Genomic DNA, 18,113 nt, shown 5'->3' on the forward strand with positions numbered 1-18,113 from the left:
CCCCTACCCCCACACTTCCCCCCCCCCCGCCCCACCCCATCCCCGCCCCCGGGGGGGCGCTCAACCCCGGCCCGCCGCCCGGCCCGCGCCGGCCGGCCCGGACGGTTCGCTCAGATCACTACCTGTTTGGTGGTCGGCAGGCTGTCCACCATCGACTTCTGCACGTTGATCGTGTCCGCGATGATCTCGTGGGGCGTGTTCGCCATCCACTGCATCACCGAGATGTCCTCGAATCGGGGATGGCGGAACATCTCCAGGAACACCAGTGGCTCGTCGCCGGTGTTCTCGATGTAGTGGCCGTACGCGAAGGGGACGTAACCCACGTCGCCGGCCTGGAAGTCGAACGTCCGGGCGGCGGCCTGCGAGGCGAAGACGCCCATCCGCCCGGTGCCGGAGATGTAGTACTGCCACTCGTCGGTGGTGGGATGCCAGTGCAACTCGCGCATCCCACCCGGCTCGACCTCCACCAGGGCCGCGGCGGTGGTCACGGAGGCGGCGAAGTTCGTCGAGTCGGTGATCCGGACCGTGCCCCCACGGAACCGTTGCGGGGTCTGCGCGAGCATCCGGTGCTTGAAGCTGCGGGGGATGTCACCGGTCGGGCTGACCACCCGGTCCTGTTGCAGGGGCGGTGGGACATCACCCTGGAAGATGTACTTCTCCCGCTCGGGCAGGTTCTCCATCTGTTCCAGCGTCCAGCCGAAGTTCTTCGCCAGGACGTGCCGAGGGGTGTGTGCGAAGAAGTCGCTGAGCAGGAACGTGTTGTTCTCCGAGAACGCCCCGTCGTTGAAGACCAGCAGGAACTGTGCGCCGTCCTCCAGCGCCTGGATGTTGTGCGGCACGCCCTGCGGAAAGAACCACAGATCGCCGGCCTTCACGTCCTCGATGAAGTTGCGTCCCTCGTGGTCGACGGCGCTGATCCGGCAACTGCCGCTGAGCATGTACGCCCACTCCGACTGCTGGTGCCAGTGGATCTCCCGGTATCCGCCCGGCTCCAAGCCGAACTGGACACCAGCCAACTGCGTGGCGATCGGAAGGTCGCGACTGGTGACCTCCCGGGTCCAGCCGCCCTTCTCCACCCGGGTGTGCGCCTGCGAGAAGGAGAACTTGAGGTTGGGCACCAACCGGCTGTCGGTCGTCGGCGGCACCACCAGATCAGGATTCTGCCGCTCAAGCTCGACGTTGCGGCCGGCAAGGGGCGCGGCACCCTGATCGCCGCGCCGCGGCTGGGGATCGCTGTTCGCCATGATCGCTGCCTCCTCAGTCGGGTTGGATCGGATTGGGTGCGGGAAGGGATCCGCCCCGCAGCCGTAGCCGGGACGAGGCCCCCAGCAGGGCACGCAGTCCGGGCCAGCCGTACTGGACCGTGATCGCGACCGGAATCGCCGCGGCGGTCGCCATCAGCACCAGACGGGTCCACGCCGGAGCGTGACCACCCGCCCCGGTGCCGGCGTAGAGGACGAACATCAGCAGTACGACCCGCAGCCGATGCAGACCGGGAAGTTCGATGAGCTGGGCCATGACTCGATGATTGGCGCCGAACGCTGCCGGTCGCATCACGTGATCGCGCCATTGCCGCCGGTCAGATCCCGGACGGCGCAGGCCATTCCACCCAATCGAGCCGGTTCGTCGATCTGGTCGCCCCTGCCTGACGCCATGGATAGGCTCGGTCGCAGGACGGCCCTTCGACGCGCCTGGTAACAACCGGGGAGAACGCCATTGTCCGAATCACCCTTCAACGGCGGGACGCTTCCGGCCGACGACATCGCCGCCGACGCCGACCAACGACGGCACCGGCTCTTCGCCACGGCGGACCAGCTCCGGCTGGCCGGGCGCGGGATGGAGGCGCTGCACGTCCTGGCGGCCGAGATCGTCACGAGTCGCAGCGGCGAGCGCCACCGCGCCCTCCTGCTCGGGCGCCTGGCGCAGATCGTGGCACTGGAGCAGCCGACCATCGCCCTCGCCGGTCTGCGGGAAGCGCTGCACCTCCGCCTGGACGCCCGGAGCCGCAGCACCGTGCTCGCCCTGGTCGCCACGATCGCGGCCCGCACGGGACATCCGGACACCGATGCCCTGCTGCGCGACGCGGGTACCGCGCACGCCGCGTCGGGTGATCAGGCGTCCGCTCGCCATCTCGCCATCGGCCGGGCCGCCCGCTCACTCGCGCACGGCGACCTGCCGGGCGCCCAGGCCGTGCTGGCGACCCTCGACCCGGACTCCTGGGCGGCACGCGCCGACGCCCCGTCCATCAGGGCGGAACGCATCCTCGTACAGCTCGGTCTGGGCCGGCACCAGGACGCGCGGGCCGCGACCCACCAGCCGCCCGAGGCGACCGACGTCTCACTCACCGGGCTGACCGCGCTGGACTGCCTGCGCATGGTGGCCGTGGGAGAGCTACCCGAGGCGGCCGCGCTGGCCGTCACGACGCTCAGCTCCGGTTCGGCGAACCTCAGCAGGGAGGTGCGTGCCCTGTTGGTCGCGGTGATCGGCGAGGTCCGCTACCGCCGCGGCGAACACGACGACGCCCGCGCCATCCTCCGCGCCTGCCTGGCCGAGGACCGGTGGCCCGACCGTACGATGTGGACGTTCGCGTTCTGTGTGGCGATGCGCGATGCCACCCTCAGCACTCCGGCGGGCCTGCTCACCAGGGTCGTCACCGACCTGCACCGGTCAGTCCGGCCGCTCCTGCCCGTGCCGCACTTCGGCCCCCGACTGGTACGCGCGGCGATGGCCGCCGGCGACACCCAGGCCGCCGGTCGGGTCACCGAACTGGTGGAGCTGGTGTCCACCCGTACTCCGGTGCCGCTGTGGCGAGCACTGGCCGACCAGAGCCGAGGGTTGCGCGACGGTGACGCTGGCGCACTCCGGTCGGCGGTCGACCAACTGCGCACCACCGCCGCCCGGCCGGCGCTGGCCGACGCGTTGCTGGACCTCGCGAACTGCCCTCGGACGCGGTCCGGAGAAGCGCGCGATGCCGCGCACGAGGCGGCCGCCCTGTACGCCCGGATCGGTGCCCCAGGCGACCAGGCGATCGCGGACCAGCGCTGCGCCGCCCTCGCCGCCACCCCGCGCCACCGGCCCTCAATGGACGAGCTGCCGAGCCGGGGCATCGACGCGCTCACCCCCGCCGAGGAGCGGGTCGCCGAGATGCTCGCCACCGGTGCCACGAAGAAGGAGGCGGCCAGGAGCCTCTTCGTCTCCTTCCACACCGTGGACACCCAACTCCGCTCTATATACCACAAGCTGGGCATTCACAATCGGATGCAGTTGGCGCGGGCCTGGGAACGCGCCGGACGATAATCAGCCGATGAGCCGGCTCCCCCGCCGTCACTTCTCGCTGTCGAGCAGGCCCATCATGGCGGTCGCGTACCGCTGGCCGGAGGCTGCGCCGGCCGGGACGGCCCGCTCGATCTCGTCCACCGCGTCCTGGTCGAGCAGCACGTCGACAGCGGCCAGCGACTCGGTCAGCCGGTCCCGCCGCCGCGCCCCGACCAACGGCACGATGTCTTCGCCCTGTGCCGCGACCCAGGCGATCGCCACCTGACTGGTGGTCACCCCGAGCCGCTGTGCGACCCGGCCGAGCGCGTCCACCAGGCGGAGGTTGGCGGCCAGGTTCTCGCCCTGGAACCGTGGGCTGTTCGCCCGGAAGTCCGTGCCGGTCAGCTCACGCTCCGCGGACCAGTGGCCGCTGAGCAGACCTCGGGACAGCACCCCGTAGGCGGTCAGCCCGATGCCCAGCTCGCGCAGCGCCGGCAGGATGGTGGCCTCCGGGCCTCGGGAGAGCAGCGAATACTCGATCTGGACGTCGCTGATCGGTGCGACCGCTGCGGCCCGGCGGATGCTGTCGGCACCCACCTCGGAGAGCCCGATGTGCCGGATGTAGCCGGCCTGCTGCATCTCCAGCAGCGCACCGACGGTCTCCTCGACCGGTACCTGCGGGTTCAGCCGCGACGGCCGGTAGATGTCGATGTGGTCGGTGCCCAACCGTCGCAGCGAGTACGCCAGCCGGTCCTTCACCGCCGCCGCCGACACGTCGTACGGTGCCGCCTGGAAGCCGCCGTCGGGTGTCCGGCGTGCGCCGAACTTCACGCTGAGCACCACCTCGTCCCGGCGACGCTCCCGCAGCACCCGGCCGATCAGCATCTCGTTGTGACCCGAACCGTAGAAGTCGGCGGTGTCGATCAGGTTCACGCCGGCATCGATCGCGGCGTGCAGCGTCGCGACGCTCTCCGCCTCGTCGGCCGGCCCGTACAGGTCGGACATGCCCATCGCGCCGAGCCCGATGATCGACACCTCCGGACCGGAGGCACCCAACCGTCGCCGTCGTAGACCCGTCATGTTCCTCGTCTCCTTCGGTCGTCCTCGGTGCCTGGTGGCGTCCAGGGACCGCTGTGTACGCTGTGTCCATATAACCAACAAGTAGACAGCGTGTCCATATAACCGGGAGGACCAGTGGCCGAGCTCACGCCGGATGCCCAGCCGCCAGCACGCCGTGGTCGCGGCCGCCGGCCCACCGATCAGGTACGAACGGAGATCCTCACGGCCGCCGGTGAACTCCTGCTGGCCGAGGGCATGGCCGGCTTCACCATCGAGAAGGTCGCCGCCCTCGCCGGGGCCAGCCGGATGACGATCTACAAGTGGTGGCCCTCCAAGGGCGCGCTCGCCCTGGACGGCTACTTCACTGTCGTCGCGCCCACGCTGGCGTTCCCGGACTCCGGCGACATCGTGGCCGACCTGACCGACCAACTGGTCGCCTTCGTCCACCTGGTGCGGGACACCACCGCCGGACGGGTCATCAGCCAACTCATCGGGCAGGCGCAGACCGACCCGGAACTCGCCGCCGCCTACCGCGAGCGCTACTCCGCCCCCCGCCGGGCCCTCGCCGTCGAGACCCTCACCCGGGCCATGACCCGTGGGCAGCTACGCGCCGACATCGACCCCGAATCGGTTGTCGACCAGCTCTGGGGGGCCTGCTACCACCGGCTTCTCATCGCGGACCTGCCGCTCACCGAGGACTTCGCCCGCACCCTGGTCGACAACCTCATCCGCGGACTGCGCTGACCGGCAACCGGTCAGGCCACATCGCCACGCCAGGGGTCGACCGGGCCCCGCGGGTGGTCGCCACGCAGGGTGATCCGGTGTACGACCCGCCGCGCGCCGCCGTAGTCCCGGTTGGCGTAGTGCGCGGTGCTGCGGTTGTCCCACATCGCCACGTCACCCGGCCGCCAGCGGTGCCGCACCAGATGCTCCGGCTTGGTGAGGTGGGCGTAGAGCAGGTCCAGGATCGCCCGGCTCTCGACCTCGGACACGCCCACGATGTGCGAGGTGAAGCCGGGGTTGACGAAGATGCCTCGACGGCCGGTCTCCGGGTGGACGCGTACGACGGGGTGCTCCACCGGGTCGAGCCGGGTGACCGTCTCCCCCTCCCACACACTGCCCCGGCCACCACGGCGCTGCGCCAGGTAGTAACCGAACTCCCGGTTGCCGTCGTGCACGGCGACCAGTTGGTCCACCAGCCGCCGCACCGGTTCGGCGAGGGAGTCGTACGCGAGTTGGCTGTCCGCCCAGGTCGTGTCACCGCCGCTGGGCGGCAGCGTCACCGCGCGCAGGATCGAACCGAGCGGCGGACGGGCCACGAAGGTCACGTCGGTGTGCCAGACGTCGGCGAAACCGTTGTCCGCACTGTCGAGGGCGTACACCTCGGGGTGTTTCTCGTCGACACCACCGACCACGGGATGCGAGGCGGTCAGCTCGCCGAGCCGGCGACCGAGGCGTACCTGGCCATCGTCGTCGAGGCGTTGGTCGGCGAAGAAGAGGACCTTGCGCTGCACCAGAGTTGCCCGTACCGCGGCAAGTTCCGCGTCCGTGGCGTCGTGCAGGTCCAGGTCCCGCACCTCGGCCCCGAAGTGCGGCCCGAGTGGCTCCAGCGCCAGTTTCACGAGAGTGTCGGTCATGACGGTGTCCTTTCGTTGTCAGGCGGCGGCGGCACGGACGGCGTGGCCGATGGTGGCGCGCAGGGCCGCGTACTCCGGTGAGCCACGCAACTCGTCCGGCTCGACGTCGGTGCGTGGAAGACCGACGTCGAGGTCAAGGGCCACCCGACCGGGCCGCCGGGTCAGGACGATCACCCGGCTGCCGAGGAACACGGCCTCGTCCACGCTGTGCGTGACGAACACACACGTCCGCCCGGATTCCGCGCTGACCTGGCGCAGGTCCTCCTGCAGTCGCTCCCGGGTCAACGCGTCGAGGGCCGCGAACGGCTCGTCGAGCAGCAGCAACGGGTTGTCCACGGCCAGTGCCCGCGCGATGGCCACCCGCTGCTGCTGGCCGCCGGAGAGCTGCCAGGTGCGACGGTGCCCCACGTGCGGCAGGCCGACCCGGTCCAGCAGCGCGGACACCCTGCGGGACCGCTCCGGGCGGGGCACTCCGGCGTAGCGCAGCGCGAGCCCGACATTGCCGCCGACCGTCTTCCAGGGCAGCAGTCGGGGCTGCTGGAAGACCAGACCGGCGTTACGTCCCGGCACCGGTGGTCGGCCGGCCGCGGTCACCGTGCCGACCGTCGGCCGCTCGAAGCCGGCGATCAGCCGCAGCAGTGTCGTCTTGCCGCAGCCCGAGGCGCCCACGATCACCAAAAAGGCGCCCGGCGGTACGCGGAGGTCGACCGGGCCGAGGGCGGTGACGGCGGCCGAACCGCTCCCGTAGGTGTGGGTGACGTCGCGGACCTCGACCGCGGCGTCAGGGCTGGAGGACATTCGGCAGACCCTTGGTGTAGATCGCTGCCTCGAACACCGACCGGTCCGGGATCGCGTCGATCTTCTTCTGTCCCTTGAGGAAGACCGCTGCGTTGTAGAGGTTCTCGGCGAGCGCGCCGACCTTGTCAGGCGAGCCCAGCCACTCCGGGCTGGCCAGGTCGGCGGGCTTGAGGAACACGCCCTGACTCAACTGGTGCTGGGCGACGGCGGTGTCCAGGTTCAGCTCGCGACCCACGGCCGTCGCCGCGGCGGTCGGGTCGCTCGCGATGAGGTCGAGGGCCTTTGCCTCGGCCTTGCGCCACGCGTCGACAGCCTCCGGGTGCGCGTCGGCGAAAGCCGTGGAGACCACCCCGAGATCCAGTGTGGGCTTGCCGGCGGTGGCCAACTCGCGGCTGCTCACCAGCACCTTCCCGGTCTTCTTCAACTCGTCGAGGGACGGCAGCCAGGAGTACGCGGCGTCGAGGTCACCCCGGGTCCAGGCGGCGAGGATGTCCTGCGGCTCCAGGTCGACAAGCGTCACCTCGCTCTCCTTCACTCCGGCCCCTTCCAGGGCCGCGAGCAGACTGAAGTGCGCGGTCGACGCGAACGGGGTGCCGATCTTCTTGCCCCGCAGGTCGCTGACGCTGGCGACGCCGGTGCCGTTGCGTGCCACCAACGCCTCGTTGTCGCCGGCGACGTCGAGGACGAAGGCCACCTTGTAGGGCAGGTTCAGCGGCGCCGACAGGCCCCGCGCGACCGGGCTGGAGCCGATCGCGGCGATATCCACGCTGCCGGCCGCGAACGCGGTGTTGATGCTCGCGCCGGAGTCGAACTTGGTCCAGGTGATCTTGTAGTCGGGTAGCGCCTTCTCCAGCAGTTGCTGATTCTTCACGATCAGGTCGCCGCTCGGGAACGCCTGATAGGCGAGCCGGAGACTCTTGCGCTCTGGATCGCCACCGCCGCTGGCGGCACCGTCGCCGCAGGCCGCGAGTGGCACGACGGCAGCGAGCAGAGCGGCCGCGATGAGGGTTGGGGTGATCGGTCTACGCACGGGACGCCCATTCTGAGAGGTTGTGGACAGCGCGGGTCAGCTTCGACCGCGCCAGGGAACGAGCCGGTCCTCCGCCGTGCGCAGCAGTGCGTCGATGAGGAGGCCGGACAGGCCGATGGCGAACAGCCCGAGCACCACCACATCGGTCTGCGAGTACCGTTGCGCGTCGCGGACCATGCCGCCGATGCCCGGCACGCCGTTGATGGTCTCGGCGGCGACCACCGACGAGTAGGCGATGCCCACAGCAAGACGGATGCCGGTGAAGATCTCCGGCAGCGCGTGCGGGAGCACCACGTCGCGGGTGACCGCCCAACGGCCGCCGCCCAGCGCCCTGGCGGCTTCGACGAGGGTGGCGGGCGCGGCCTTGACGGCGGAGGCGGTGGCGACCGCGACCGGTGGCAGCGCGGCGATGGACAGCAGCCACAGCTTCGGCGTCTCGTCGATGCCGAACCAGATGATGAACAGGCTGAAGTACGCCAGCGGTGGCAGCGCGCGGACGAAGGTGACGACCGGCTCGGTCGCGACCCGCACCCAGGCGACGGTGCCCATCACCAGGCCGAGCACCAGCCCGGCGGCCACGCCGACCACCGAGCCGATCAGGATGCGGCGCAGACTGACACCGAGGTGCTCGATAAGCAGGTGGCCGCTGTAGCCGCGAACGCCGTCGTGGGTGGTGGACGTCTGCACCAGGCGGTCCCACACCGCACCCGGTGACGGTATGAACGTGGGGTTGTCGGTCAGCACCGCGAGGATCTGCCACAGGGCCAGCAGCGCCAGCAGGGAGACGACGCGGAGCGTGGTGCGTCGCCTCCAGCCGGCCCTCCGCTGCGCGCGCGGTGGGTGTGCCGGCGGTGCCGCGCCGCTGTCGGTGGGCGTGGTCTGTACTGCGGAAACAATTGTCACGGCTTCTCCCGATCACGATGACCTACTATTCCTACAGCTTTGGTGGGGTATCCACAAGGCCTCACCCACTGCATGGAATTCGGGGCTGGACGCCGCCACCCCACGCGTCCAGGAGGTGTGCCGGCCCGGCCAAACATGAAGATCATGTTCAATCGGTGCTAACGTCATTGCTCGATGCTCCAGCGATCGTCAGTCTCGCCCGGCCGACACCGCAACCTGAGGTGAGGATGCCCCTCCACTTCGACCTGCTCGGGCCGCTGACAGCGTCGCGGGACGGCCGGCCGGTCCCCCTCGGGTCGACGAAACAGCAGCTGGTGCTGGCCGCTCTGCTGCTACGCCCGGGTGAGGCGATCTCCGCCAACGAACTGATGACGATGGTGTGGGGCGACCAGCCGCCCGCCTCGGCCGCCGCGAACCTGCGCACCTACCTGCGAGGGCTGCGCCAGGCACTCGACTGCGCAGCGGACGAGCGCCGCCGAATCCTCACCACACCGGGCGGCTACCTGCTTCGCGTCGAACCGGACGAGCGGGATGTGGACCGGTTCGACGCGGCGGCGGCGCGCGGACGGGCAGCGCTGGCCGCCGGCGACCCGGCGGCGGCGCAGCCGGAGCTGGCCCGCGCGCTGGGCATGTGGCGGGGGTCGGCCTTCGCCGGGCTGCCACTGCCCCGGCTCCTCGCCGGCCGGGTCGCGCGGATCACCGAGCGGCGTCTGCTGACCGAGGAGGACCACGCCGCAGCGCGGCTCGCGCTCGGCGAGGGCGCCCAGGCGATCCCCCGGTTGAGGGCACTGCTCGACCGTCACCCACTGCGGCAACGGGCCTGGTCCCAACTCATGACCGGCCTCTACCAGATCGGCGACATCGCCGGGGCGCTGGCAGCCTTCCAGCAGGCCAGGCGCGCGCTGGCCGAGGAGACCGGGATGGACCCCGGCCCCGAGCTGACCCGGTTGCACGACGACATCCTGCACCACCGCCTCGGCCAGCGGACCGCGACGACCGGGCCGGTCGACGACACGTCGACCCGCGCGGCACCGGGCCGCCCTCGGCAACTGCCACTTGCCCTGCCCGGCTTCGTCGGGCGCAGCGCCGAACTCGACCTCCTCGACGCGACCCTCGGCGCCCGACCCGCACAACAGACCACCGTGGACATCGTCACCATCAGCGGCATGGCCGGCGTGGGCAAGACGACGCTCGCGCTGCACTGGGCCCACCGGGCCGCCGACCGCTTTCCCGACGGCCAGTTGTACGTCAACCTCCGAGGCTACGACGACGCGGACGCGGTATCCCCCGCCGATGCCCTGGTCGACTTCCTGGAGGCGCTCGGCGTATCTGTCGGCCGTATCCCCAGCAGCGTCGACGCTCGGGCCGGGCTGTACCGCAGCCTGCTCGCCTCGCGTCGGATGCTCGTCGTCCTCGACAACTCGCGCGACGCCGACCAGGTGCGCCCGCTGCTGCCCGGCGTGGGTCGGTGTGCCGTCCTGGTGACCAGCCGCGACCAACTCAGCAGCCTCGCCGTGGCCGAGGGCGCCCGACCGTTGACGCTGGAGGTGCTGACCGCGGCCGAGTCGACGCGGCTGCTCCGCAGCCGACTCGGTGACGTCCGGGTGGCGGCGGAACCGGCGGCGACCAGCGAGGTGATCGAGTCGACGGGACGCCTCCCGCTCGCCCTGTCCATCGTGGCGGCCCGGCTGACCGCCCGGTCCACCTTCCCGATCGACGCCGTCGCGGCCCAACTCCGCCAGTCCGAGTCCCGCCTCGAGCAGCTGGCCGACGGGGACGTCCGCCGGATCTTCTCCTGGTCGTACCGGACGCTGAGCGCCGAGGCGGCCCGCCTGCTGCGCCTGCTGGGCCTGCACCCGGGCCCCGACCTGACCGGAGACGCCGCCGCCGCGCTGCTCGGCCGCCCCCGGGCGGCGGTCACCCCGCTGCTGAAGGAGCTGACCCGGCTGCACCTGCTGACCGAGCACCTACCCGAGCGATACGCCCTGCACGACCTGCTCCGGTCGTACGCCGCCGAACTGGCCCAGGCATCCGACCTGGCCGAGGAGCGACAGGTCGCCGCGCGCCGGATGCACGACCACTACCTGCACAGCGCGCACCCCGGCGCGGTGCTGCTCCAGCCGACCTGGACACCCATCGAGCTGGAACCACCGATGCCGGCGAACGTGCACGTGCCGATGCCCGATCGGGTCGTCGCGGCGGCCTGGTTCCACGCCGAGCACCCCGTCCTGCTGCGGGTACTACGTCAGGCCGCGGAGACCGGCTTCGAGCGGTACGCCTGCCAGCTCGCCTGGGCTCTGGCCGCGTACCTCGCGCCCAGAGGCATGTTCCAGGAGCAGCTCGCAGCCCAGCAGGCGGCGCTCGCGGCGGCGCAGCGGATCGGCGACGTCCGGGCGCAGGCGCAGGCCAGCCGGATGCTCGCCCGCGCGCTCATGCGGCTCGGCGATCAGCACGCGGCCGAGCACCACGTTCAGCGGGCGCTGGAACTGTACGAACAGCTTGAGGACCTGGACAGCTTGGCGCTGATCCTGCGCCAGTACACCGAGCACTGCACCCAGTACGGCCGGTTGGACGAGGCGCTCAAGCACAGCGCCGAGGCGCTGCGGGTCTCGCAGCTCATCGGCAACCGGTACGCCGAGGCGCGCGCGCTGAACGTCAAGGGTTACCTGCACGCCCTGACCGGTGACTACCAGCAGGCCGTCGTCGACTGCGCCGAGGCGCTGACCCAACAGGAGGCGATCGACGATCGCGTCGGGCAGGCCGCGACGTTGGACAGTCTGGGCTTCGCGTACCACCGGCTCGGTGACCCGGCCAGAGCTGCGGTCTGTTACGAGCAGTCCGTCCAACGCTTCCAGGAATCGGCCAACCGGTATCACGAAAGCCTGACCCTCGTCCGGCTCGGCGAGGCGCGCGAGGCGATGGCGGACCCTCCGGCCGCCGCCGAGGCATGGCAGCGGGCCATCCGGATCTACGACGACCTGGGCCACCCCGCCGCAGACGTGGTGCGGCAACTGCTGGTGCGCGTCGCGCCCGGCCACCGCGGCCCGGTGACCCCGCCTGAGTGAGACGCCCGGCTACAGCGGCCGGGCCGTCTGAGCTGGTCGCCGATCAGCGCCTCGGCCGACAGGTGCGGGTGACCGTAGACCCCGGGCGGGTCCTTCGGAAAAACCGCCCGGCCCCGACGGCCGGGCCCAGGTCGCCCCGCAACATCGAGGTGTACGCGGCGAACAACGTCGGGGTCGGCTCGACGCCCAACTCGGTCGCCAGGCGGGTACGGAAGGCCCCGAACACGTCCATCGCCTCGCCCTGCCTGCCGGTCTGGTACAGGGCGGTCATCAGCATGATCGCCAGCCGTTCCCGCAGCGGATACTCCGTCTGCAACGCGGTGAGCGCGGGGATCGCCCGGCGGCAATCGCCCAGCCGCAGGTGCAGTTCCAGCCGGTGTTCCAGGCAGACGATGCGGCGTTCGAGCAGGTGCTGTCGACGGCTCTCCGCGTACGGGCCGGTCAGGCCCGCCAATGGTTCGCCCGTCCAACTCTGCTCGGCCTCGGCCAGTAGCGCCGCCGCCCCGGCGAGGTCGCCGGCCGCCTCGGCCACGGCGGCCCGTTCCATCGCCTCGTCGAAGTCCGCGACGTCGGTGCGGGCCGAACCGAGACGCAGCCGGTAGCCGATCCGGGAACTGTCGATCGCGGGGTCGTCGGGGTCTCCGCACGCCGCCTGAAGTGTGCGTCGCAGGCGATAGATGTACGGCGGGATCAGCTTGGCACCGGTCGCCGGGATCTGGCAGCCCCAGACGCCCTGCAGGATCGACGCCGGTGTGACCACGCGGTCCGCGTTGAACAGCAGGATCGCGAAGACCGCCTGTTGCCGGACGGGCCCGAGGTCCAGCCACTCCCTGCCGACCTCGGCGTGCAGCGGGCCGAGGGCGTGAAACCGTACCCGCGTCACGGCACCGCACCGCCCGCACCAGGACTCGTCATCGAGGTCTCCTCCCTACCGGCGGCCGGGGAACCGCGCCCCGGCGACGAGGCACGGCACGCCCGATTCAGCTCTGAACCCGGCGGTGCCGCTTGGATCGAAGATCATCGCGTCCGGGGGAATGGTAGGGCGCTCGGCGTACAACTCGCGTACATCGCCCGTACGAACAGCGCGCAGCAGGTGGCGGCGCGCACTCCGAAGCGGAGACGGTGCTGCCGGTTGAGTCATCAGGTGACTCACCGGCAGCACGTCGATCAGTAGGTCCCACGCGTGGGCGTAGCTCACTCGGGCGGCTTGGCCCCGGACTGCTCGCTGACCATGTACGCCGCGTACCAGTCGGGCCAGTTGTCGTCATGCTCGCCCGTACGTTTCTCGTGTTCACCGTGCGCGGCGGCCGCGCGCCGTAGCGCGCTCGCCAGGTCGCTCGTGGAGCCGAACGACGTGAGGCCGCCCTCGATGCGCCCGGGAAGCCTGGTCGTGATCTCCTGCATCAGCCAGGTGTTCCCGTCCGGGTCGCGCAGCGTGGCACGCGAGAAGTAGCTGCGCCGCTGCGGGTCCGGCCCGTCGACCGGGCCGTCCGGGCTGACGTGGAAGACGTCACCGACCTCGACACCGGCGGCGACGAGGGTGTCGTGGGCCGCCTCGATGTCGGACACGATCAGGTACGCCATGGCCGAGCCGGGTGCCGCCGGTGTGAGCCCGGGGCCGAACTGCACGGAGCACGCGGAGCCGTGCGGAGTCAGCTGGACGATGCCGGGCGGCGTCTGGTCGAGTCGCCACCCGAGCCGTTCGTAGAACGCCTTCGCCCGGTCGACGTCCGACACCGGGATGACGATCACCTCGAGCTTGACGTCGAGGCTCTCGATGCGCGATGTCGCGCCCGCGTCTCCCTGGTCAACCTTCGGGCTCATCCCCCGCTCCCTTCCTGATCATCACGCTACTGTCTGCGTTACTGGCTCGACCCCGACTCTCCGGCATCACCCCGGCGTTGTCCTGGTGGCCCTGCGCACCCCCAACAGGGCGACCACGGCGAGAAGGATGACGGCGACCGAGTACTCGTCGGCGGTCCTCGGCAGGCCGCCGGCGTAGACCACGAGGAAGCCGGCGATCACCGTGGGGAGACCGAAGCCGACGTAGCAGACGACGTAGAGCACCGACAGCACGCTGGCACGTTGGTGAGCCTCGACCAGCGGCATGACCGTCTTGAGACTGCCCTGGAAGCCGCTGCCGAAGCCGACGCCCCCGAGCGCGAGGCCGACGAAGAAGCCCGGGACGGACTTCGCCATGACCGACACCAACGTGACCACCATGCCCAGGATGAGCGCGGTGATCCCGGTCAGGATCACGGTCCGCGCGGCGGTGTTGCGCTGTATCAGAACGGCTGCCGACCCGAAGACGGCGAAGACGAAGAGGACGAGACCGCCGATCACGATGGACGTGCTCATGAGACTGCGGACGAGCGCTGGGCCGAGCGCGCCGAAGAACCCGGCCAGTGCCCAGACCGCGAAGAGCACCGGCACGACGACCAGGACCGGCTTGCGCACTGGACGGGGCAGGGCGATGTCCGGCCGGAGGCTGCGGCGGGCCCCGCCCATCGGGCTCACCGTCTCCGGCATCAGCGCGACTCCGACGGCCTGGATCAGCAGGATGACGAGCAGCACGACGTACACCAGTCGCGTCGGCGCGGGCAGGAACTGGATGAGCAACGCCGAGAGCAGGGCGCCGCTTCCGGTTCCGATACCGGGGGCGAGAGAGTTCGCCAGCGTGCCACGGGCCCGGTCGATGTCGAGCATGGCGGCGCCCACGGCGCCGGTGGCGGCCCCGGCTGCCAGCCCTTGCACGAGTCGGGCGACCAGCAGGGACGCAACGCCGTTGGCGAAGATGAAGACGACAAGCGCGAGCATCTGCACCGCGATCGCGACTCCCAGCACCGGCCGCCGACCGACGTGGTCGGACAACTTGCCGAAGGTGAGCAGCGAAGCGAGCACCGCGAGGGCGTAGACGGCGAACACAATCGTGGTGGTGACAGGCGAGAAGTGCCAGCGTTCCTGGTACGTACCGTAGAGCGGGGTCGGAGCCGCCGACGCGGCCAGGAACGACACGAGGATGGACGCCAGCAGCACCAGGGAGACCGTCGGCGTGAGTCGGGCCCGCCCCGCGATTGGCATGTCGGTGCTCCTCGGCTGCGTGGAGAGCGGTCAGCCTGGGCGTTCCGCCGGCCCCCGGGGCCACGGCGGGCTACCCGTTCGGCACCGACACATGCCCACGGCTCAGCCTCGGTGTCCGAGGGCACCGCCGTGCGTGCCTGGCTGGTGCCTACAGCTCGGGGTGGCCGAAGAGCCCCGGCAGCCCGCCGCTGTGCAGGAAGACGACCCGGTCGCCGCGCGGGAAGCTGCCGGCCAGCAGCGCCGCCATCGCCCGACCGGTGTACGTCGGGTCGAGGAAGACCCCCTCCGTACGCGCTGTCACCTCCAGCGCGTCGCGAACGGCGTCGGTCAGCGTGCGGTAACCCGCACCCACCTGGGTGCCGTCGATCCGCAGCTCCCCGGGCTCCACCTCGCCGACGAGCAGCCCGGCGACCGTCGCCCGTGGGTCCGGCACGGCGCCGACGTCCACGCCGACCACCCGCTGCACGCCCAACTCCCGCACCAGGCCGGCCATCGTCCCGCCGGACCCGAGCGCCGTCACGACCTCGACGCCGTCGGCGTCCGGCAACTGGGCCCGCAGCTCCCGACCGCAGTCCACATAACCCTGTACCGACGCGGGAGAGGTGCCGCCGAACGGGATGACGTACGCCGATCGTCGCTCCCCCTCAGCAGCCGCCACCTCGGCGGGCGGACGGTCTCCGCTCCAGACGATCTCCGCGCCCGCGAACTCGTCGAGCAGCAGGTTTCCCCGCCTGGTCTCCGGGGGCGGGCCGGCGAGCACCAGCACGCAGGAGAGGCCGAGCCGCGCGGCCGCGGCCGCGGTGAGGCGGGCGTGGTTGCTCTGCGGCGCCCCTGAGGTGATGACAGTGGAGGCGCCGACGGCCATCGCCTGCGCGCAGGCGTACCGGAGTTTACGGATCTTGTTGCCACCCCCACCGAGGCCGCTGAGATCGTCACGCTTGAACCAGAGCTCGGCCAGCCCCAGCCGGGCGGCAAGCCGGGGCGCGGCCTCCAGCGGCGTCGGCCAGGTACCGAGGGGAACGGGTGTGATCATCCCTTCAGCTAAGCACTCCGCGCCCAGGCTGTCCGGGGCAGCGGTCCGACGTCCGAGTGACGACCGGGACGGAGCGCCGCGTGCCGCTGCCCGGGACCCGCCCCGTCGCGGGCGGCGAGCGCGTCGGCCACCGCTCCGGTGGCGAACGCGTAGATGGACTTGTGCAACACGTCGATGGCGAGCTCGGAGCGGGGCCAGGTGAACGGTGGCGCCCCCACGCCGGTGGCGTTCTCCAGGATCTGGTCGTTGCTCAGGCGCAGCGCGGTGAACATCGTCGACGCCCAGACGCCCCGCAACCCGGCCTGCGCCATGACGCTGCGCAGCACACCGACCAGCACGCCCTGGCCGTAGTGCATTGCCAGGTTCTGCCACCGGGGCGGCTGCCCGGGGGATTCCGGCAGGCCGGTCAGCCGTGCCAGAACCCGGGCCGGAACGTAGGAGTCGGGTCGACCGGTCACCCGCTGTTCGATCTTCTCCGCGGCCGTCATCACCGCTGTCCCGGCCAGACCCGCCACCAGTCCCTGCCACACCGCTCTCTTCAGCATGTGCGGGCCCTACCCCCCGGAAGCTCCCCTACACCCCCACATGCCGCCGACCCGCGAATCGTCGGTCGGCGGGCGCCGGGTTGGTTTGAGCCCCAACCCCGCGGGTACGGTCCTTGTCGGGTCAAGACATGCGCCCTCCAGTGGTCACCTCGCCTCGGCACGCACGCGGCGGGCGGCCACCCTCGTCGAGGGCGGAGGCATCGTGTGACCGACCAGAACCCCCCATTCCGGTCTTCAGGACCCGACCCGCAGTACGGCCCGGACCGGCCCATCATGTCGCTGTCGTTGAGCCGTGACGGCTCCGTCAGCCAGATCAGGGTCGTCGGTGAGATCGACATGAGCAACGCCCACCTGCTCACCGAGCTGGTGGAGGTCCTCTGCCGCACGCCCACGCCACTGGTGGTCGTCGACCTCGCGGCGGTCCGCTTCCTCGGCGCGCACGCCGTCAGCGCCCTGCTCCACGCCGGCCACGTGGCCGCCCAGGCCGGCGGTCGGCTGACGCTTCGCGACCCCTCGCCGTTCGTCCTCCGGGTGCTCGACGTGGCCGGCGTGCTGGGGCGTCTCCACCTCCACGGCACATCCACGCCGACCGGTGCTCGCCTCAGCGGCGTGGTCCCACCCCTGCCCCGCCGTGCCGCACCGCCGCGTCAGCCTCTCGGCCCGTCCGTCGCCGCCCAACCGTAGGCGGCGCGGCCACCGTCCCCCCGACAAGGACAGACGACCGGCTCGACGAGGAGCGGCAGGCCAAGGAGGCCCTGCAAACCCTGATCAAGGGTGCCGTGGACGCCGACGGCTTCGACACCGGCATCGTCCTCCGCGATCTGTCGACAGGCAGGGCGCGTTCACCGCTTGGTCCTGCCCTCCGCCTGGGCGACCAGGGACTCCGCGACCTCGCGCACCTTCCGGTTGGTGTCCTGGGAGATCTTCGACAGCAGTGCGAACGCCTCCTCGGACGAGCACCGCCGGCTCCCCATGATGATGCCTTTGGCCTGCTCGATCACCGCCCGATTGCGCATCGCCTCCTGCATCTGGGCCGCCAGCGTGGCGGCGTTCTCGTACAGGTGCGCGTTGGCCAGTGCCACCGCCGCGTACGCGCCGAAGCCCTCCGCGCTGGTGATCGAGGGCGGGCCGAAAGCGTTCACCGAATCGCTGTAGACGTTCAACGCGCCGACCACCGATGCCTGGACGGGAAGCCCGATCGAGAGGGAACTCCCCACCCCGGCGGCGCGAGCCCTCTCCGCCCATACCGGCCAGCGCTCCTCGGTCGCGATGTCCGGCACCGAGATGGTGTCACCGCTGGCGGAGGCATCCAGGCAGGGACCCCGGTGCTCCTCGTACTGCCACTCGTCCAACTGACGGGCCAGCTCGCCGGTAGATGCCCCGGTCCAGCCGACCCGACCCCGAACCAGCGTGACAGTCACCTCTCTCGTCCCGGCGATGCTCGCCTTGGCGAGCTCGGCGATCCGGAGCAGCATGTCATCGAGGCTGACCTCGTCGAATCTGACCTTGCCCAGCTCGGCCAACGCGTCCGCGGGATCCATCGTCGGCTGCATCATCGCAATAGACCCTTCTCGGTCGGCGTCCGCCAGAGTGACAGTTCCGGCGCGGCCCGCGGGGTGGGCGTCAGCAATCCTGGTCCTACCCCTCGGGTCCCCCGCTCACACCCGGCCCAGGCGTGGTGGCCGGCGCCCGTACCGGGCAGCTCAC

The 18,113-nt window shown here is 71.1% G+C and carries 17 protein-coding genes; 4 read left to right on the forward strand and 13 right to left on the reverse strand.

All coding sequences use genetic code 11. The features are described from left to right. Nucleotides 1-110 precede the first annotated feature (110 nt). Together AB0B68_RS21745 and AB0B68_RS21750 are read right to left on the reverse strand one after the other, a co-directional pair. A complete protein-coding gene (locus AB0B68_RS21745) occupies nt 111-1,244 on the reverse strand; it encodes a cupin domain-containing protein (protein WP_357206654.1) in 1,134 nt (377 codons plus the stop codon). A gap of 13 nt (nt 1,245-1,257) precedes the next feature. After that, entirely contained in the window at nt 1,258-1,518 is a 261-nt protein-coding gene (locus tag AB0B68_RS21750; RefSeq protein ID WP_357206652.1) for a hypothetical protein, read from the reverse strand. Nucleotides 1,519-1,716: 198 nt separating this feature from the next. On the opposite strand from AB0B68_RS21750, the gene AB0B68_RS21755 reads away from it, so the two are divergent. Next, nucleotides 1,717-3,297 carry a helix-turn-helix transcriptional regulator gene (locus AB0B68_RS21755; RefSeq protein WP_357262154.1) on the forward strand — a complete coding sequence of 527 codons (1,581 nt, stop codon included), beginning with the start codon at nt 1,717-1,719 and terminating at the stop codon, nt 3,295-3,297. Nucleotides 3,298-3,324: 27 nt separating this feature from the next. Here AB0B68_RS21755 and AB0B68_RS21760 read toward each other — a convergent pair whose 3' ends face one another. Continuing rightward, entirely contained in the window at nt 3,325-4,335 is a 1,011-nt protein-coding gene (locus AB0B68_RS21760) for an aldo/keto reductase (protein WP_357262157.1), read from the reverse strand. 114 nt (nt 4,336-4,449) lie between these two features. Here AB0B68_RS21760 and AB0B68_RS21765 point away from each other — a divergent pair, with 114 nt between their 5' ends. Continuing rightward, the gene (locus AB0B68_RS21765) at nt 4,450-5,058 is read left to right on the forward strand and encodes a TetR/AcrR family transcriptional regulator (RefSeq protein WP_357206646.1); all 609 of its coding nucleotides are present in this window, start codon (nt 4,450-4,452) and stop codon (nt 5,056-5,058) included. 11 nt (nt 5,059-5,069) lie between these two features. On the opposite strand, the gene AB0B68_RS21770 is transcribed toward AB0B68_RS21765, so the two are convergent. From AB0B68_RS21770 to AB0B68_RS21785, 4 genes are read right to left on the reverse strand one after another with little or no spacing between them, the layout of a single operon-like run. Then, nucleotides 5,070-5,951 carry a TauD/TfdA family dioxygenase gene (locus tag AB0B68_RS21770; protein WP_357206644.1) on the reverse strand — a complete coding sequence of 294 codons (882 nt, stop codon included), beginning with the start codon at nt 5,949-5,951 and terminating at the stop codon, nt 5,070-5,072. Nucleotides 5,952-5,969: 18 nt separating this feature from the next. Continuing rightward, complete coding sequence (locus AB0B68_RS21775) at nt 5,970-6,749, reverse strand: ABC transporter ATP-binding protein (RefSeq protein WP_357206642.1); 780 nt, start codon at nt 6,747-6,749, stop codon at nt 5,970-5,972. Beyond that, the gene (locus AB0B68_RS21780) at nt 6,733-7,779 is read right to left on the reverse strand and encodes an ABC transporter substrate-binding protein (protein ID WP_357262160.1); all 1,047 of its coding nucleotides are present in this window, start codon (nt 7,777-7,779) and stop codon (nt 6,733-6,735) included. Before AB0B68_RS21780 ends, AB0B68_RS21775 begins: the two co-directional genes overlap by 17 nt. Before the next feature lie 36 nt (nt 7,780-7,815). Next, nucleotides 7,816-8,682, reverse strand: coding sequence for an ABC transporter permease (locus tag AB0B68_RS21785; protein WP_357262163.1), 867 nt, complete (start codon nt 8,680-8,682; stop codon nt 7,816-7,818). A 227-nt stretch (nt 8,683-8,909) separates the two neighbouring features. On the opposite strand from AB0B68_RS21785, the gene AB0B68_RS21790 reads away from it, so the two are divergent. Further along, nucleotides 8,910-11,747, forward strand: coding sequence for a BTAD domain-containing putative transcriptional regulator (locus tag AB0B68_RS21790; RefSeq protein ID WP_357207938.1), 2,838 nt, complete (start codon nt 8,910-8,912; stop codon nt 11,745-11,747). Nucleotides 11,748-11,790: 43 nt separating this feature from the next. Here AB0B68_RS21790 and AB0B68_RS21795 read toward each other — a convergent pair whose 3' ends face one another. From AB0B68_RS21795 to AB0B68_RS21815, 5 genes are all read right to left on the reverse strand, one after another. Then, nucleotides 11,791-12,630 (reverse strand): AfsR/SARP family transcriptional regulator, encoded by an 840-nt coding sequence (locus AB0B68_RS21795; protein WP_357262166.1) that lies wholly within the window; start codon nt 12,628-12,630, stop codon nt 11,791-11,793. A 311-nt stretch (nt 12,631-12,941) separates the two neighbouring features. Continuing rightward, complete coding sequence (locus AB0B68_RS21800) at nt 12,942-13,571, reverse strand: VOC family protein (RefSeq protein WP_357262169.1); 630 nt, start codon at nt 13,569-13,571, stop codon at nt 12,942-12,944. A 66-nt stretch (nt 13,572-13,637) separates the two neighbouring features. Next, complete coding sequence (locus AB0B68_RS21805; RefSeq protein ID WP_357204946.1) at nt 13,638-14,828, reverse strand: MFS transporter; 1,191 nt, start codon at nt 14,826-14,828, stop codon at nt 13,638-13,640. Between the two features lie 148 nt (nt 14,829-14,976). Then, entirely contained in the window at nt 14,977-15,861 is an 885-nt protein-coding gene (locus AB0B68_RS21810) for a pyridoxal-phosphate dependent enzyme (RefSeq protein WP_357204949.1), read from the reverse strand. An 8-nt stretch (nt 15,862-15,869) separates the two neighbouring features. Next, nucleotides 15,870-16,406, reverse strand: a complete 537-nt coding sequence (locus tag AB0B68_RS21815; protein WP_357262172.1) for a hypothetical protein — start codon at nt 16,404-16,406, stop codon at nt 15,870-15,872. Nucleotides 16,407-16,679: 273 nt separating this feature from the next. On the opposite strand from AB0B68_RS21815, the gene AB0B68_RS21820 reads away from it, so the two are divergent. Then, nucleotides 16,680-17,090, forward strand: coding sequence for an STAS domain-containing protein (locus tag AB0B68_RS21820; RefSeq protein WP_357204955.1), 411 nt, complete (start codon nt 16,680-16,682; stop codon nt 17,088-17,090). Nucleotides 17,091-17,248: 158 nt separating this feature from the next. Here AB0B68_RS21820 and AB0B68_RS21825 read toward each other — a convergent pair whose 3' ends face one another. Next, nucleotides 17,249-17,962 carry a GAF and ANTAR domain-containing protein gene (locus AB0B68_RS21825; RefSeq protein ID WP_357204958.1) on the reverse strand — a complete coding sequence of 238 codons (714 nt, stop codon included), beginning with the start codon at nt 17,960-17,962 and terminating at the stop codon, nt 17,249-17,251. Nucleotides 17,963-18,113 lie beyond the last annotated feature (151 nt).

The organism is Micromonospora sp. NPDC049049, from assembly GCF_040649115.1.
Classification (GTDB): domain Bacteria; phylum Actinomycetota; class Actinomycetes; order Mycobacteriales; family Micromonosporaceae; genus Micromonospora.